The sequence below is a fragment of the Nocardia heshunensis genome, assembly GCF_054782115.1.
In genome coordinates, this window is record NZ_BAAGTC010000003.1 from 969029 (window position 1) to 987085 (window position 18057).

Below are 18057 nucleotides of genomic sequence, written 5' to 3' on the forward strand. Positions count from 1 at the left end.
AGCCCCCATGGCACAATCCACGCCGCATAGGCCGTACCTCGCATTCACCACCCAGTTTTGGCTGCTCCGATCGGAGTTGGCGAGCGCAATCGATGCCAAGGACGAAGACCGGCACGAGCGTCTCAGCAGCGAGTTGACGGACTTGACCACGAAGGCGTTGGCCGGCAAGAACATCCGCGAGCCGCTGACCGACCTGGCCGCCCGCCTCGACATCGATCTCACCTTCGGGACCCGATTCGACCCCGAGGCGGCCGCGCTGGCCATGGGCGGCGCAGGGGTCGCGGTATTTTTCAAGGCCTACATCACAGCGCTGGGGACCCGACTCGGACAACATTCGTTCAAGGTCATCCATCGATCCGAGAACGAACTGGACGTCTGCGTCTCCGACGACACCGTGACCGTGCAGCTTCCGCTCACGGACAAGGATGAAGCTCTTTGCCAGCTGATCTCGCTGGACGTCGGAGACCATTCGGGGCACACATTGAGCTGGAACTCCGAAACCCGAGAATGGGTCCGGGCTGAGCCGCCTCAGCCCCGGCGTCGCTTCGGCATCGGTAAACGGGTCGGCAAGTGAGAAGCTGAGCAATCCTGTACCGCAACGCTTCTCGTCACACGGCGAGGACTCGAGCGCACACCCGCCGTCCACCCGCAGACCTGACGATCATCCGAATCACATCGAGCGATGTCGATCACTTGGCCCGTCAAGGACATTCCACGAACCACCCCCACATTGAAAGCAAAAGATCGGTCCATCACGAAACTATGATGGACCGATCCTTGTGGTGGTCCTAACGCTAATCAACCCGAACCACCCCACGGCCTATGGACCGCAATTACGGATCAAGCCGGTCGGCACGCGCAACACGCCATCAAGGACTTGACCTGTGGATTCACCTCAGACATCGATCGATGGCACCGTTCGTGCGCAGCATTGAGCGCGTATCCATCATTGCCTGACGCGTCCACCTGCCTTCGGCCCATCGCTCGATGAGAATCGCCCTGCGCAACATACGGTTGGATGGCGAGGGAGGCTCAGGTCAGGGAATAGGTCACCAGCAGGACGAGATCGCGGAGCTTGGCAGGGTCACAGCTGAGTGAGATCGGAGTGCCTAAGGACGGTGTGCCCGCGCTGCCGGTGCACAGGGTGGGCATGGCGGGATCGCGGTTCAGTGTGCGGGACGTGCCGTCGATGGTGATAGCGAACCCGGCAGGGGCGCCGTCGACGGACGCGGCGCAACTCAGTGCGGTTAGCGTGGGCGCGTGATCGCGGGCGAAGAAGGGCAGGTGCTCCAGTCCGAGGGTGAGGGTGGTGGATCCGGTGTCGGTGAGCTGCCACCATTCGGTGGGGAAGCTCTCGCGAAGGCTGAAGGCGATGTGCAGTCCTTTCTCTCCCTCGGCGGTCAGTGTCTCGTTGATGACGGCGGCCGTGGCCTTCTCGACCATGGTGCGGAATGCCGAACCGCCTTCTCTGGCCGTGTAGCGGATGTGCAGGATAAGGTCGCTGATGGTGTCATGGTCGAATTGTGGATAGGCGGTGGGCAATTCGAGCTGCCAGGTGCTGATCGCGCCCGCACCCTCGAACGGTAGGTAGCGGTCGTCGTGGAAGTTCAGCTCGAACAGGCCCGAATCCGATACGGCCGTGCTGGTCGCGATCGAGGACATGCTGGCGACGTGGTAGGCGAAGCGGGGATCGTTGCCGGGGTCCTCGGCATATTTGTCTTTGTCGGTGGTCGCGCCGGGGCGGGCCGCGGCGGCCGTGCGATAGCGGCTGTCGACCAACGACAGTGTCATGCCGACAGTGGTGTACGGCCCGGCGTTGCACAGCAGCGAGGTGCCGACGGTCTTGATGCGACGCATGTAGTGGCTGGGGTGGTCGAGGTCGAAGACCACCTCGGGCACCTGGATGGTGGCTTTGCCGGTCGCCTTGAGACGTAGCAGCGCGCCGGGATCGAGCTGGGCCAGCGACACGTGTTTAGTGAGCTCGTACTCGCGGATGTTGTTGTCCAGGTACGCGATCTCCATGCGTTTGATGGCGTGCAGCATCGGCTCGGCTGCCAGCAGGCCCTTCTTCGTGCTGTCCCAGTAGCCGAATTGGATGAAGTCCGAGTCGACGCCGAGTTCGTAGTTGTAGCAGCGTTCGGCCTTCTTTGCCACGTCGAAGGCGAGCCTGTAAGCGTCGAAGTACACGCGGGTTACCTGCGCGATCATCCAGGTGTACAGCTCGGCGTTGGTGTACTTGCCGCTCATGAACTCCGCGAGTGCTTTGGCGTTGCGGGTCTGCAGGTCGTGCGTCGCCAAATCTTTGGTGAGGGTGGCCACATGCAGGTCGGCGTTGTCGATCTGCACCTCGAGCTGAGCAAGTTCGGCTCGTGCCAGGGCGAGCTGGTGGTTCCATTCGTCCTGACGGCGTTGGTATCCGCCCTGGGATCCCGCCATGGCGGCGCTCTTGTCGGCCACACGCGTCAATGCCGCCAGGACCTGGGAGGCGTAGCCGGACGCGCCACCTGCCTGCTCGCCGCCGATGGTCGTGGTGACCAGCGGTGAGCCGCCGAAACCGGCTGCTCCGACCATGAATTGCGGCATGAGTGTGAGCCCGCCAGCGAGAATACACCCCAGTGCCACGGCCGCTTCGCCTAGCAGAGAGGCCCCGTTGAGCGCCACTGAGACGGTTTCCCAGGTGTTCATGTAGTCCTGGCCGGAGTAGTAGTTGATCCGCTCGTTGATGACATCCTTGCTCTTGGTCAGGGCGATGACGGCGCCGCTCGCTTCGGCGATCGTCGCGAGCTTCACATCGCGGGTCGAGTCCAGTACCGCGATCTCATGGCCCTGACGCAGCCGCGCCATCGCCTCGCCGTCGCGTTTCTCGAGCGCGGCGAGCAGTTCGACGCCCAGTCCCGCGACGTGCTGCGTCAGCTCGGCGGCCTTCGCGACCATGACGGTGAACCGGTAGTGCGGCGGCGGCGCCCCCAATCCCGCAACGATCGACGAGACGTCCGCCCCCGCGGCCATCGCACGGACCAGCGCGCCGGGGTCGATCGGCGGCGAGAACAGCGCCAACGACGCGGCGACGCCGTCGATGTTCTGGCAGTGCCTGATCTTGAAGAGGCGGTCGGCCACCAGATCCCATTTCGCCAGCAGAACTGCGTTAGGCGGGATGCAGAAGTACAGCATGCCGAACGTCGTGGGCGGCGGGGGGAGTTCGGCGCCCTTGTGCGGAAGGGTACGCACATCGGGAACCAGGTTCTCCAGATCGATCAGGGCGTTGCCGAAGATGTCCAGCCGCGACCGCAATTGGCGGTAGTTCATGTCCGGAACGGGCACCATCGGTGCGACGACGCGCGGCTTGGGACCGAGCAGCTTGTCCGCGAGCACGTAGAGCTGGGTGGCCTGGTTCACCGATTCGCGAGTGAACTGTCGAAACAGGCTGTCCCCCCAGTCGATGAGATTCTGGACGTAGTCGATCACCACCGCCATCTGGTAGGCGACGGTGCGCGAACGGGCCACCACGTCCGGCCGGAGCGGATCGGAGCGCCACTCGGCGATCGCGAAAGCCAGCTCGCCCGGCGGGTTCTGGCCGAGGTCGCCGAGTATCCGGTCGATCCGCTGCGACAAATAGTCTTGAGCCCGCCGCTGGTAGAACGGCTTGGTCTGCCAATACCGGTCCGGGACGGCTGCGTCCGCCGTGCCGACCGGGTTGAAGATGTAGTGAAGCCAGTCTCGTGCGGCGGCGAAGCGCTGATCTTGGTTGAGTTGTCGCGCGACGGTCAGCGGCAGGTGAAAGAACAGCTCCCAGTTATAAGACGAGTATGCCCCGTCGAGTTCGAAGTCCACGTTCTCTCGCGGATAGGGCTGCACGACATCCGGCGTCGGCTTATAGACGGCCTCGAAATCGAAACCGGTGTCGGTCAATTGGAGCTCGCGTGCCATCAGCGCAGGTACTCCACCTGAGTCGAGCGCGATGCGCAACGCGCAGACCAGCGGGTGGTAGAGGTTGTGAATCCGAATGCCGTAGCGCAGCCCGGCGAATTCCGCGAGCGCGGCCCGCACCGGCGGATAGTCCGGGTCCTGGGTTACTGCGTCGAGGAACGCGGCCAGCGGCATGTCGGGATTCTGCAGGCGATACATCGCCCACTTGATGATGAAGGGTCCCGCCTTGTCCAGAAATTCGAAGATGTCCGCCGCGGTCTTGTCCGCGCCGGACATCGCGGGCAGGGCGCGCTCGCCATAGTGGGCACCGGGGTACCAGCCCGGTACGAGGATGTAATCGCGTTGATAGTCGCCGTAGACGTAGGGCAGCAGCGTGCCGAGCGGCAGCGCGAGTTCGACGGTTCGCCCGCCGCCGAAACCTCCGTGCGATCCCGCCTCGACGAGCAGCAGTATCCAGTCGATGGTGGTCAACTGCATCGGATAGGCGACGGTGAATCGTCCCGCTGGGGTCGCGGCCAGGATTTGTCTGCGCAGACCGGGCAGCGGCTCGATGGTCAACTCGCCGCCGACGCTTGCCGCCTGCTCATCGAAGCGGCCCGAATCACGGTCGGTGTTGACGAATCGAGGATAGATCCGGGCGTCGATGGCGCCGTCCGCGCTGGGCTCGGGGTAGCCCTTGCAGCCCGTCAGCGCGAACGATCCCAGGTACCCGCCCGACGGCAGGAAGCACGACACGGCCTGGTCGGCGCCGAAGCCCCACTCGAAGAAGTTGAAGCCGGCCGAGTCCGGTGGGTACTGCGTGAACTGCGTGAGCAGCGCACCCCTGGATACCTTCTTCTCCCGCCACCGGCCGCCCGCGTTCTCGCTGACTGCCAACTGAATCCGCCAGCGATGGTCGGGCCGATCGTTGGGTTTGCCGCCGGTCAGACCGGCTGGGTCGGGGATGCCGGGCGGCTGCTTGTCGGTGTCAGGTTCGCTGGTGAACTCGGGCCACGCCAGGGTGAGCCGGTCATTGCGGGAGAACGCCAACAACGCGTCGCCGGTGATGTCCAGGGGCACCTTCGCCCACGGTGTCCACGCGCGTTCGTGGTGGAGCTCGCGGTGGTAGTACACGGCCGGGCTGCCGCCTCTGGTGCGGGCGAAGATATGCGTCGTTCTCGCCTTCTGGTCGTAATAGACCGACATCACCTCCAGGAAGGCGAGGTCGTCGAGGCCCTCCAGGTAGCGGGCGGCGGCGTCCTCGACCGCGATATCGGTGAGCTGGTCTTGACGCAGCGTGTTCTCCAGATCGACGAACAGCTCGGACTTGTCGTCACGCAGGTCGGGTGAGAGCCAGTTCTCCGGCCAGAGAAAAATCTTGCGATTCGCCTCCCACACCCGGAAATTGGCCATCCAATCCCACTGTTTCCATCCGTCGTCGTCACCGACCGCGGCAACCGCCGTTGGCTCCAGGCCCATCAGGCACCGCATCGCGAAAAGTTGTACGGCGGCATGTGCCGTCACGATGCGCGAGGTCGTCATGAGGGCGGTCATATCGGTGTCGATGAGGAAGTACTCGTACAGCTCCGCTGAGGAGGTGATATCCGGGTTGTGCGCGAGCAGATACGCCACCAGCGCGTCGCGTTTGCGCTCACGCAGCGGATCCTGCAGCTGCTTCAACACGCCGAGCCAATCACGCTCGGAATAGCGACATTTCAAAGATCGGCGCAGGGTCGGCGCGTCGTCGGCATCGAGTACGGGTCGGGTGAGTCGCGCTGCGGCGGCGGCATCCAGACCGAGGGTGCGCAGCATCGCGGCGGCGTCGAGCAACCGGCGCACGGTCGCGGGATCGGCGTAGCCCTTGGTGCTGGGGGTGGACAAACCGAGCAGGCTGTCGAGCGCGGTCAGCGCAGTGACGCCGGAGCCGGTGAGCGCGGCGAGGGCTTGCAGCAGGTCGGCGGTGGGCGCGGCGGCGCGGACGGCGTCGAAGCAGAACTCCACCGAAATCGGCCGCGCCGGCTCGGCCGGATTCACGATGTCCGGGTAGGCGGCCCGCAGGTCGAGGTAGCCGAGGAAGGTGCGCCATGCCGCCGGGTCCCAGGGCGGTTGGCCCGCGCGATATGGCAGACGGTCGGGTTGCGGCCAGCCCAGCGCCTCGGCGTTGGCCAACAGCCACGACACCGCCGACGCTGGGAGAGCGAGGCTGCTGAAGAGTCCGGCGAGCACATGCAGCAGTTCGACGGCGCGGTGCTGGGCGTCGGCGGTGGCGGCGGTGGTCGAGTCGTCCAGCAGAACGTCGAACAGGATCGGACCGCCCAGCGCCGCAGGCTCTTTCAATCGCGCGGCGCCCAGCAGCGCCACAGTGACGCCCTCTCCAAGTGCCAACGCGGCGGCGAGCGCGGTGACGAGTGTTCGGCTGCGGTCGAGGCGGTATCGGTAGGCGCTCACGGCGTCGCCGATGGCGCCGATAACGGCATTGCGGGCGGCGGTGTCGGTCGCGGGTGTTCCCGCGCGCGCGGCGAGGGCGACCTTGATTCCCGATGTGTCCGCGTAGGGACCGAAAACCGTGTCGACGAAGGCGGACTCGGTGGTCGCCGGATCGGCCCACGAATCCGACATCAGGGTGCGCAGTGCGGTGAGAGTGTGTTGCGCGCTGCCCGGCAGCGTGGCCAGGAACGGCATCATGGCTGCGATGTTCTCCGCGACGCTGCTCGACGGCGAATAGGGCGCGGCGTCGGTAGCGCGCGCGGCGTCGTACTCGCTGTGCAGGTTGGAGAGCAGCGCAGTCACGGCGGCGGGGGCCATATCGCGGGCGGCGAGGTCGGCGTTGTCGTGGCGCAGCAGGTAACGCCAGGTCTGGATGGTCAGCGCGGAGCCGCGCAGGGCCGACGCGGTGCGCGCGAAGGACTGCAGAGCCGCCGCTGACGGCGCGCCATCGAAGATCGGAGTGCCGGTAAGAGCGATCAGGTCAGCGATCTGCGAGATCGACAGGCCGAGCGCCTTCGCAGTGCGCGAGATCGCGTATGCGGCGCTGAGGGTATGCGTCGTCAGCGGCGGGTCGACGCCGATGATCGCGATGAGTGCGGCGGTGTCGATCTGTTCGAGGCCGAGCGCCAAGCGTAGGTAGTCGCGGACAGCCGATAGGCGAGTTCCGGAGCCCGGGGTGGTCATCTCCAGCGTCTCGTTGGCGCGGACCGCGTCCGGCGCGAACCGGGGATCCAGAACGCCGACCGTGACCGGGTCGCGGAATGTCGCAGCGTAGACACCTGCGGGGTCGTCGAGGTGCAGCGGTTCTAGCAGGTCCAGGGTGGCCACGACTGTCAGCCCCAGCAGGTCCGCCGCCTCCCGCAGCACGGCCAGGGTCGCCAGACAGTTGTCGTCGAGCAGCCCCGCCCCGCCCGCGGCGGAGCGGATCGCGCGGTCGAGCACACTGTTCGACCACCCGGTCGCGGCCCGGAGCCGAAGGAACCGGTGGAGGCGATCGAGTGCAGCGTCGTCGAGGTTGACGATCCGTTTGGCGGCCAGATCGGCGCTGGCGTCGAGACTTTGCACGAACAGTTCGGTGCCGGCCGCGATCCATGCCAGCGTGAGCAGTTCGAGCAGGTCCGGAAAACTGATGTTCGCGCGTGTCACGAACGCGGCCACATTGCTCAGGGTCGCTGCCGCTGGAGCGGCCGGTGTGGTCCAGATCCGCTGCTGGTCGCCGAGTGCCGGGGTCACGATCAGCGCCCGCTGAGCATCGGTGAGCCCGAATCGCTGTGCCGCGATCTGCGCCGGCGACGGACCGGCGCTGGTGACCAACAGGCTCATCAACTCCGCTCGCTCGACGCCGAACTGCGCGAAATACTGCCGGGTTTCCTGATCCGCAAGGTCGAACGGCAGCGCGAAGCACGAAACATCCGCTGCCACAACCTGATACGCGGCCCGATTCACATACCGCGGTGCGGCTGCGAGCTCGGATTCGGTCCCGAAGGTCTGCCGCAGCTCGGTCAGAGTCCACCCGCTCGGCACAGGCCTGATCCCGACGACGAGCCGGGCGTCGCGCAGCACGTATTCACCGTCGCTCGGGCCGTAGACGATCGCTTGTCCGGTGCAGTCCAGACCGCCCGCCGTCAACGCCGCGCGCAGGCTCGGCGACACCGCGCCTGCCGTGACCGGCCCGGCGAAGGCGATGCCGGGATCGAGCGCAACGGCATCTTCCAGCAGTTCGCAGACCAGATCGAGGTAGGGCAGCGGGATCTCGGCGTTGTCGCAGTTCAAGTCGGTTACCGCGAGATCGGGGCGCCGAGCCAGCAGCACATCGAGCGCACCGATGCCGGCGGCAGGCGGTGTCGCCGTGGTGTCGACGACTCGTCGGTGGCGCAGAAATTGGAGCGCGTCGACCAGATACGCGGCGGGGCCGTGCACCGAACGACAGTCGGGGCACTCGGCGGAGTCGATGCCCTGGAACAGGCTTTTCATGTTCGGGAAGGAGCTGACCACGGGCTCGAGCTTTGCCGCGACGGCCGTCGCAACTCCCCCGAGCGCGGGCAGCAGGTTCGCCGTCGCCGCGCCGTGCAGTTGCCCGGCCATGATGGCCGCCGCCGCATGGAGGTCCGTCGCGGCGGCGAACGTGGCGGCGGCTGTAGCCGGGGTGAACGCGCCGGACCGCACCGCGTTCCGCGCGAATTGCCCGCGACCCCGCGCGACGATCTCGCTCGCGGACCCGATCCCCATCCCCGACAGCGCTGTCACCTGAGCGTAGCTCGGCGCCAGGCGGTACAGACGCTGTGCGGTGCGCAGCGCCGCGGCCGTGTCGGCGGGGTGCGGAATCGGATCCGGATGGCCTTCGAGCAATGCGGCGACATTGCCCGCGGCGAGGTCGAACTCGGGATGTGCCGCGAGGATCGCCGCTACCGTGTCCGCTTGCCGCACGGGCGGTTTCACATCTCGCGCCAGCCGGGCGGCGAACGCGGCGGTGGGATATTTGGCGGCGGCGCGGGCGGCGGCGCCCGCCGCACGTAGCCGCACCGTGTCCTCGTCCAGCGCCACCCCGTGTGCGGCGGCGTGCGCCGCTATCGTCTCCGACCAGTCGGCCTCGTCGAGCGCCGCCAGCCGGTGCAGTTGGTCGCCGCCCGTCAGACCGTGCCGCGCCCGGATCGAGGCGGTGAGCGTCGCGTCGTCCCCGAACAGTTCGGTCACGGCCAGCGCGGTGCGCGCGTCCTCGGCGGCCGGACCCTGCGGCACCGCCCCGGCGGCCACCAGCCGGTCCAACACACCGGGCAGGTCGCCGTAGCCGTTGCCGCCCGCGAGCTCGGACAGCCTGGCGAGCACGTCCGGGGACAGTAGATGCCCCGTCGCTACGACGAGCACCCGCCGCCGTTCGGCATCGGCGAATTCGCGGGCCGCGCCGCGGTGCTCTGCGAGGGCGTGCACGACATCCGGCAGCTCCTCGGCCAGCGTGCTCGGCACCACGTAGGCGGCGATAGCGCGGGTTACCGCGTCGGTGATCTTGTCGTCGGGGAGCAAGGCGATATCAGCGAAGAGTGCTTCATCCGAGCTGGCGACGCTGCGCCACAGGCGCGGTGTCAAGGTCGCCCAATACTCGGGAGCGGCGAGGGCGTCGCCCGCGAGCAGCGCGTAGACGAACGCAGCGGGCAACACACCCCTGGACGCGATGCGGTGCGCGAGTACCACATCGGTGATCTGCCCGGCGGGCAGCCCGGTCCGGCCTGCTAAGAAGGCGATGTCGTGATGGTCGCTGTCCTCAGCGAGATCGGACCAGTCACGCCCTGCGAGGGCGGATTCCAATGTCCCGGTGAACCGCTCGTAGTCGCTGAACTCCGGTGCGACGCGGACCGGCAGGTGGATCTCCAGTGAGACAAGCGGACCGGCGTCGAAAACCGTGTCGGTCATGGGAGTCTCGAACAGTTGCCCGCGGTCGCGGTCCATCGCGCGCACAGCGATGTTCACCCCGTCATCGCCGGTCGGGCGGTCGTATCGCGCCAGGAAGTAGCCGCGCTCGTCGGTGTGTGTCCGTGCGAGCGTGCGCATCGCGCGCATCTCCCGGTCGCATACCAACACCGAGATACCCTCTGCCGCATCACCGTCCGGGCCGAGCGCGCGACCAACGACGTAGCCCCGTCGCGGCGCTTGCGCCCGCGCGAGCGCGTCCGCGGTGTCGGCGTCCACGACGCCGGTCCCGGGCAGCTGGAGCAGACGTTGGGCCACGACCACCTGGTATCGGGTGCTCGGACCGAAGAAGCCCTCGGCAAGTTCGTCTAGCGCGGGCGGCGCGTCAAGATCCAGCAGTCGCGCGTGCAGGTCGCGGACCGCCAATCCACTACTGCCTGCGGCCAGCACCTGATACGCGTCGTTCACGGTGTCTCCCGCCATTGCTCAGAAATTGCACTTGTCGATCAGGAACCACGAGATCTTGTTCTTGTTCTTGTATCCGGGCTGATTGGGGTCGTCGGGGATCACCGCCGAAACCACCGTGTCCCACATGTTCAATTGCAGTGCGATCGCATGCGAGGGCGAAAGATCCACGCCGATTGTGCTCGTCGACGCCTTCTTGATGCCGGCGTCGGCGAGCCCGCCGAACGTGTATCCGGTCGAGAAGCTCTCGCCGACCGGGCCGAAATAGGGCGCGACCGAGTTCACGAAATCGCCTGCCGCTTCCATGCGATTGGTGTTGTTGGGCGCGGTCACCATGTCGTAGCCGGAGGACACGACAGCCAACGGAGCCGCCACCTTGCCGACAACCTTCAGTCCGGTAGCCACCTTCTGGGCTACCGGTCTGACCTTTTGCAGCACCGGAGCCGCTTTTCGCATGCCCTTCACCGCGGTATCGGTGACCTTGGTGAGCAGCTTCGTGTCCTGCGCAAGCACCTCGGTATTCTGTGTTATCTCGGCTGTAGCGTGAATGTCCTGGCCGACGGTCGACACGGTCTTCGCCTCGGCCGACACCTCATTGCCCATCTGTGCCGCATCGGCGGGAGCCGGACCGGGCGATGACGCGACCACCGGATCGGCGGCGGGCGTGGACGGCGGGACCGGATCGGCGGCGGGCTTAGGGGTCGCTTGCGGTTGCTGACCCTCGATCGCGTCCGACGTCAACTGCGTCGGTTCCTGCGACGGTGCTGGCCCGGCACCCGCGCTCGCGGGCAGATCGGTCGGCTTGGGCGCGATCAGTTCCACGTCTGTCGCAGATGACGGCGAGGCGGTCGCGGCAGGGCTCGACCCCGTCGCCGGCTCGGGCGGCTTGGCGGAAGCCGGGCTTTGCTGTTGGGTTCCTGGCAGTTCCAACTGCGTCGATGTCTCGCCCGCCGGCGTCGGCGTACTTGGGGGCGCGACGGGCGGCTTGTTCGCCTGCGCCGCCGCCCACAGCTCGCCCGGCGTCGGATCTCCCAACTTTCCCAACGTCGGCTGTGTGAGCGGTTTGACTCCCAGATCCAGGGCGGGCTGGCCCTTCATCGGATTGGGAACCGACACCGTCGTCTTGCGCGCGGTTCGGGTGAACCAGCCTTGCGCGGCCGCGTTCGCGCGGTCGATGCCCTCCTGGATCGACTGTCGATTGTTCAGATCGGGAGCCTGGATGCCGACGAGTGATACCTCGCCGATCTTGAGCGACCACAGCGGTGTATCCGCGGCGTGACCGAGCTGATACCCCTGTGGCGCGCCGCCCCACAGCGCGGCCAGTTCCTTGGCGAAATCATAGTGCTTCGCCTGGAACTTTCCGCTGCCGGTGGCCTTGACCGCGAAGCGAAGTCCGGTGGACTCGGTGAGGTACGTCTGCACCCAGGGAATCTCCTGGAACGTCGGAACCCCTTGTGTGCCGGTAGGATCGCTCCGCGAGACGGGATTGTTGTCCACATAGCGGTAGCGGTTGACACCGTCGATCAGCCCGGCCGGGTCCGGACTCATCCACCGCCCCAGCCAGCACGCGTACTGGCGCACGCCGATGTGATAGAGCCCGGACTCCTCGTCCTTCTCCTTGCCCAGGTACCGATACCGTTTGGTGCTGACCGCCGCCGCACCGCGAGCCAGCCACAACGCCGTGCTGCCGAAAGGGTGGTACTCCTCGTACGAGATCACCGCGCCCACCTGGTCGCACTCCACCGCGACCGAACCGAGCACATCGCCGAGCTGATACCGAATCCTGAACGCGGCGTCGAAGCCGGGGTGGTCGGCGTCCACGGTGACAGTCTCGACCAGCGCCTCGATCCGCGCCTCGTCCGGAATTCGCACGGTACGCCGCTCGAACACGAGCGACCCCGCGCGATACCGACGGAACAGTTCCACATTGCCTAGGTAGATCCGCTCCTCGCGCAGCGCGCCTGGCCGCTGCCACACCTTGCGCACTCGGTTGCCGGGTCCATCGTAGAAGTAGTCGACCAGCCCACCGCCGCTGCTCAGGTTCGCGGTGGCGAGGCGTCCGACGTGGTCCCAGGCCATCGCGGGCATGCCGTAACCATCCACCGTGTTGCCTGCGTCGTCATACGCGAACACGGCGTGGTACGCGCCGCCGTCGGGATCCCCGGGGAGCTGATGCGCGACAAGACGATTGGTGCCCGCCGCGTAGCGGTAGCGGCGCGTCCACGCGCCTGACGCGGACGCGTGCCGCAGCGTCGTGATATTGCCGACCGAGTCGTAGTCGAAGTACTCGGTGTACCGGCGCAAGGCCGCGGCGTCGTTGGGATGCGGTAGTGGTGCGACAGCGGGCTCGGCATTGTCGGGCTGCGCCGCGAGGCTCCGATGTTCGCGGCCGGTCGCGGTGCGCAGACGATAGCCAGGATCGTAGGTGAACTCACCGCCCGGCGCGACGACGCTGCCCGCGAAGAAGACGGTGTCCGCGACGGCGTCCTGGACCTGGACCACATTGCCCACCGGATCGTAGGTGTAGCGCAGATCCTGAATCGCGGCCGCGCCGCGCCGCGCCGCCAGCGCAACCAGGCGTCCCGACCGCGAGTCGAATTCATGAGTGCTGACCACACCATTTCCGTGCGCGATCGACGTCCGCCTGCGCCGCGCGTCGTAGCGGACATCGGACAGGAAACGAGTCGGGGCCGGGGTTCCGGCGAGCGTGGCGTCGATCCACGCCTGCGGCCCGCACGGATGGTATCCGAACACGAGCTCCGTTCCGTCGGCGAGCCGCTGCCGCACCGGACGTCCGAGCGAGTCGAAATCAGCTGTCTCGGTGAACAATTCGCCGTCAAGACGAGTCTGGTCGGCCGCGTCCAGGTCCGCGAGCGCCGCGGCGGCGAGCGCCGTCCAGTCCGCGCCGGCGCCGAGCCGCAGTAGTCGGCGGGAGCCAGCGATCACGTTTCCGCGCGGGTCGTAGCGCTCCATCCGCGACAGCCCGGCCTCGTGGTAGCGCCGGTGCACACGCCCGACCAGACCGAGCTCAGCGGCGTTGGGGTGCGTTTCGCCGTACACGGTGAGTTCGGCGAGGCGGTCGGCGGCCGCACCCGGATCGCGCACCAGCAGCTGGGTCGGCCGACCCAGCAGATCGTAGCGACAGGACACGACGTCGCCCGCCGCCGTGATCTGCGCCAATGGCCGACCGGCACCGTCGGGCAGCACGATCTGTGTTCCCGCGTCGATGCTCTCGGTGCGCAGCGTTCGGCCCGCCGCGTCGACGAAGACAGCGCACGCCCGTACTCCCCGCGCGTCGTGCACCTCGATCGTCCTGCCATGTGGATCGAGGGTGTAACGGGTCTCCCAGATCCCGTCCGGACCGTTGTCCTCCCGCACGCGCACGGTCCGGCCGAGCCCGTCGTACAGCAGCACCGTGTCGGTCCCCGCGTGCGCGGCCGTTAGCGCCGCCGCCCGCTGCTGTTCGGCCGAAGCCGCGCCGCCCGGCAGGCGTTCGGCGTACCAATCACTCAGCAGCACAGTGTCGTTGCGGTCCGAGCCGACCTGGCGCCAGGGTTCGAATCGCATCGTCTCGACCGTGCCGTCCGGATGGTCCACCCGCACCAGCCGACCGAGCGCGTCGTACCGTCTGCGCTGCAACGGGGCGCGCTTGACTAGGCTGTCGGCCATATCGAAGCTGGCGTCGACGGCGAAATAGGGCTCGTACTGCTCGATCGGAAGGCCTTGGCCGTTGAAGACGGTGCGGCCGGTGCCGATCCAGCGAGGCGCGGGGGCGGTGTCGACCAGAACCAGGCCGCCCGCGCCGTCGTCGGCCCACGCTTCGCCCGGTTCGGCCGTGGATTTCGTCATCGCGAGCCTGCCGAGCCCATCGACGAACACTCTCTGCTCATGCGGCGGAGCTGTCGCGTCGCCGCTGCGAGCACGGATTTCGGAATGCGACCACGCGGGGCCGCGTCCTTGCTGCCAGGCCACCGAGTCGTAGCTGTGCACGACGCCCGGCAGCGCCTCGGGATCGCCGCTCCCGTCCGGCGCGGTCAGCCACCCGGCGATCACCCGGCCCAGCGGATCGCAGCGCACCCGACTGACGACGCCGTTCGGGTCGACCAGGCGCCGCGGACACAGGGTGTGGTAGTCGTTGGCCACCTCGACGGTGTTCGACGACAACGGCATCGCCGTCGCGGCTCTGGTGCGCACGAGAAGCAGCGCGTGGCTGTCGTATCGCACGTCCGCGGTATTGCCCTGCGGCGACGTATGCGCCGACGGTAGGTAGAAGGTCGTCGGATCATAGTGGCGGACACCGTCGGTGAGCCACCACAGCTTGTCTTGCCACTGGTATCCACCCACTCCGGTCAGGGTTGCCGGGTCATCCACGGCTCCGAACACGGTGGTCGCCACGTGTTGGGTGAAGGCGAACCGGAACACGCTCCGGACCAGGGCGCGGCTGCCGATCGCCGACCCGGGCAGCGCCCCGGCCAGCGAATCGTCCCAGTATTCATGGCGGGTCGCGGCGACCAGTCTGCGCTCGAGAAGGCCGGGCGTCGGCTCGGACAGATAGTCGCGTTCCGCGGATCCGGGATCGAGCAGACCCGTCAGATCGGCGGTAAGAAAGCGGCCCGTCGGCGGCAGCGTCAGTCCGGTGATCTCGTACTCCCGGGTGCTGATTGTCTCGGCGATCCGGTGCACAGCCGCAGTGTCGACATTCGCGTGGTCCGTCAGAGTCAAGTCGGCGATCACCGGCCGCTGTTCGTCGATCTCCGGTGCGCGGCGTGGATACGCGAGGGTCGCGGTCGCCCACGGTGTGCCGTAATCATCGGTCGCCAGCGTGAATTCGTGGGTCACTCGGGGGTCACCGAATGTGCGGTCGTAGTGCGCGGTCATCGATTCCGAAGGCTCGACCCGAAACACGGCCGCAGACCCGCCGCGGCTGGGCTGCAGTTGACGCGCGCACAGCGTCCACTGCGTCACCGTGAGCGGGGCCGACGGGCCGACGTCGACGGCGTAGGTCTCCGAGCGCACCTGTCTGCCCGCGAGCGCCCGAAGGGACTGTCGGTACTCCGTCGCACCGGTCAGGCCCAGCTGCCGGCGGCCTGGCAGCCGCACCGCGTCCGGGTCCGACTCGAAGACGTCCTCGGGCTCCTCACCCGGACGCCCGGTGTAAAACCATTCACAGGTGCGCAGTGCCGATCCGGTGCCGGAAGCCGTCGTCTCAGCGCTAATCGTCTCGGCGTAGCTGAAACCCCGAGATTCGCGTTCGATCGGGTCGAAGTACGCGTCTCGGTAGAGATATCGGGTCACCTGCGTCGTCTGTGCCACGTCGTCGAAAACCCGCATCCGGCTGACGACCACCGCCGGGCAGCCGACCGTGCTGCGCCACGGCGCGCCCGCGCGGCGCGCGGCCAGCGCCTGCCGCGCCGAACTGTCGTATTCGATGACCGTGCGGCCGCCGAGATTGTTGGTGACAGAACGCATCTGGTGCGCCTTGCCGTCGGCTGCGAGCTCGAGGAACCGGACCGTCGCAGCCTGGCCAGGCCGCGACGACGTCCAAACCAGACATGGTGTGGCGTTACCGAGTAGATCGAGAATCTGCACATCGGCAGCGTTGTCGGTGGGCGGCAGCGGCGCGATCACGGTGGGAGAGGACCACGCGGTCCCCGAAAGGTTGCGCCATCGGGTGACCATGCTGTCGCCCAGATACAACAGATCGGCGGCGCCGGTTCCGTCCAGGTCGACCAGCCGCACCCGGGAGCCGTCGAACTCGCTCGCACTGGCCAGCATCGGCGGACTCGTCATGGTGACCCGGCTCCCGTACCGGCCGTATCCGAGGTTGGGCCAATAGTCGACGCCGCAGGCGCGTACCCGCACCAGGTCGGCGAGTCCGTCGCCGGACATATCCGCGACGAACCACTGGTGCGCCTGGTCGGCGCTGGGCGGGCGGGGACCGGAACGCTCGTCGGCCGCGGTGGGGATCCGCATGGTCGCGCCGTAGCCCGCGCGTCCACGCGCGGCGACCCATGAGCAGCCGTCCGGACCCAAGAAAATCGGGTCGGGCAGGCCGTCGCCATTGAGATCGACCCGCCGGCCGCGCGGATCGGTCAGGTCGGCGACGGCGCGACTGGCGTAGGGCTGAAACCGATCCCAATCGCCGGTGGGCAGGCGCACCGACGATCCCGCCAGTCCATGGCTCTCCACGACCGATGCCACGCGGACCGATCCGTCGATGTCGCGCAGCCCTGCGACGCCGCCGCCCGGATCGGACGACGGCAGCTGCGTGAGCCGAACCGGCCGCTCGAACCGGCCGTCGCCCGCCGGAGCGCGATACCACCAGCCGCCCGGCGTCTCGCTGAGCACCCCCGGCATCGCGTCGCCGTTCAGATCTGCGAAACGCAGTGGAGCGCCGTCGATCAACGACGGGAGATCGACGACACGCACGTCCGATGCTGTGCGCGCGTCGACGTACTCGAACTCCAGCGGCGGCAGCGCCGATTCGGCGTACTGGGTTCCCGTCCACTGGTAGCCCACATGGCGCAGCGAGGTCAATCGTGCCAGTGTTGTGTCGTGGCCCAGCTCCACCGTGCGAACCAGTCGCGGCGTCGGCCCGGGTCCCATATCTGTCCCGAAGTCGTGAAACATCATGATCCTGCGACACAGTCGCCAGGTGCGGATCTCGAAACCGGCTTGATAGACCGAATAGGGGTCCCACCGTACCGGCCAGGGACGTGTAGCAAGCGCCGCGAGATCATGGTCGCCGTAGTCGAACACCACCAGCATGCGCGACGAATCGGGATCGTCGGGCACCGTGTTCGCATAGCGAATGCGCTTGAGGTAGCGATTGGTCTGCGCAGGCGCGCCGGATGCGAGGCGATGGGCCTCGCCCGGCTGCGGCACCACCCCGGCTGTGTCCTCGGCCTGATACTCGTAGCGAGCAACATTGCCCCGATCGTCGCGCACCTCCTCGAGCAGCCATTCGAAGATCCGCTGCCCCGTCGGGTCGGCAATTCGCGCGTGCGGCGACCTCCCGAACACGCGAGTGACATTGCCCGCGTCCACTGTTCGCCAGAAGACATCCGTGCCTGCCGCCGCAGTGCACCGCTCGATGCGCAGCCGGCTCGTGTCGGTGCGTGGCCGGAAACGTCGGATTCGGTAGAGCCTGCCCTCGATTGACTCGGTCGAATCGACCGGCCCAGCGCCGACGGTCAGTTCCGGGACGAGATCGTCACTGCCGGAGACGCCGAACGCGTCGGCATCGGTGTACGTCGGCAACGCCTTGGTGGCCCGGCGCGTCACCTTGGGCACCGACAGCGACCACCCGTAGCCGAACGGCGAGCGACCCGCCCCATTGGCGAAATCCATAGTCAGCTCAACCGAACTCGCGCCTCGACCAGTGCTCACTGGTATCGGTACGGACACCGTCACCGCACCGGTCTGAACGTTGACCGCACATCGCTCGCCCATACCGTGCACCGCGACACCGCCTTTGGGCAACGCAGGCTCGGGCAGGAACCCAGCATCCTCAGCGCTTGCCGCCGATGCTCGCACGCACTCACCCCCCAGCGTCGGATGCCGCAGAATGCACTCCGCCAGGCTACCGACTCTTCTGTTCGCGCACATCAGGTTTCAGCGCACCCGAACCGCAGCGCCGCGACGGCGCCGGGCTGTGCGAATCTTGCCGCCCGAACGATGCGACGCCGATCCACTCGTCCGCTGCTCCGATCGCCATGCCAAGCAGACTCTGGCGCGCCAACTGGCCTCGCAAGGCAACCTGGGAACCAGCTGCATTTGCGGTCATCTGAAACC

General features: G+C 67.4%; 3 protein-coding genes. 1 reads left to right on the plus strand and 2 read right to left on the minus strand.

Going from position 1 to position 18057, the window contains the following annotated elements; all coding sequences use genetic code 11:
- The first annotated feature begins 7 nt into the window (after positions 1 to 7).
- Positions 8 to 574: a hypothetical protein gene (locus ACYVN4_RS11370; RefSeq protein WP_460720049.1), complete on the plus strand. Its 567-nt coding sequence runs from the start codon at positions 8 to 10 to the stop codon at positions 572 to 574.
- Positions 575 to 1032: 458 nt separating this feature from the next.
- Here the strand turns inward: ACYVN4_RS11370 and ACYVN4_RS11375 are convergent, their stop codons facing one another.
- On the minus strand, positions 1033 to 10281 hold the full coding sequence (locus ACYVN4_RS11375) for a Tc toxin subunit A-related protein (RefSeq protein ID WP_460720051.1): 9249 nt from the start codon (positions 10279 to 10281) through the stop codon (positions 1033 to 1035).
- Between the two features lie 3 nt (positions 10282 to 10284).
- Positions 10285 to 17871 (minus strand): SpvB/TcaC N-terminal domain-containing protein, encoded by a 7587-nt coding sequence (locus ACYVN4_RS11380; RefSeq protein ID WP_460720053.1) that lies wholly within the window; start codon positions 17869 to 17871, stop codon positions 10285 to 10287.
- Positions 17872 to 18057: the final 186 nt, after the last annotated feature.